The organism is Bartonella sp. AP21QHHD, assembly GCF_042196205.1.
GTDB lineage: Bacteria > Pseudomonadota > Alphaproteobacteria > Rhizobiales > Rhizobiaceae > Bartonella.
On the sequence record NZ_JBHIPT010000005.1, the window covers coordinates 1 to 1,025 of the forward strand.

A 1,025-nucleotide genomic window follows, 5' to 3' on the forward strand; every position below is an offset into this window, starting at 1 on the left:
CGGGGATTTTGAACTGTACATTTCCCTCTCTAGACACAATACGCCTAAGTACAGCAATGTCATTAAATACGATTTGCTACATTTTGTCAACACAAAAATAACACATATTGATATATTTGAAGAGAATCTGTATAAAGCGAAGATGCAACAATGAAAAACAAGATAAAATCTAATGTTATTATCGTATTTAAAGAAAATTTCCTTATTCGGAATAATAAGTATCTTATTCACTAGTCATGTAAGTAGTCAACCATTAACAAAACATGTTTCTTCGGAATCTCCATGCCCAAAGGGGCAAATTGCCGTTTTTCGTGATCTACAAAAACGGTCCTCTTTTATTACTTGTATTTCAGAAGGAATGTTGGATTATATTTATAACGACATCCCTAAAGAAATCTCTACAGGTCCATTTAGAATAATTTCTATAGAGGCAAACAACTATCTTCGTATACTAAGACGTTATTTTAATAAAAACAATAGAATAGAATGGTTTGTAATAGGCTTCATAATAATCACCATAATGTCTCTTCCGATTAACATACTCTGGCGATTTAGATTAAAGATTTCTGCGTTTTTATTTGCAATAATGACCGCCTTAGTTATTATTGCAATACCATATATATATGGATATATATATCTTTCACATCTACTTTTTTGAAAAGTACTTCTGAAGCGCATTAAGAGCAACGCGTAATGAATTCACAAGATATGGTAGCGTTTGATCTTCTATAACGAGGTACTGTAGCGCAGCGTGAAGATTATACTGTCTATAGAGGCATTGCGCTTCTTTTAGTGCCTCTTGCGTGTTGATAAACTGCTCTGTTGCAAATGCTACCCATTTATCTCTTGCCTTATCATCAGATGATGACGGCATTTCGTCATAAATCGCATTAGGCAAGCCTTTTGCACAAAGGTAATCGTTTCTTATCTGTAGATATTGCTGGGCGGCGTCATATTGCTCTTGTGTAAGCACGCCTTGCAAGCAAAGCCGCCCGATATAGGTACCAGAAAGTGGATTTTTTGCC

The 1,025-nt window shown here is 35.0% G+C and carries 1 protein-coding gene; it reads right to left on the reverse strand.

Annotated features, from left to right (window positions below; all coding sequences use genetic code 11):
- Positions 1–646: 646 nt before the first annotated feature.
- Positions 647–1,025 (reverse strand): hypothetical protein (locus ACFIMC_RS00115; RefSeq protein WP_375681036.1); only part of this gene is annotated, 379 nt, incomplete at its 5' end.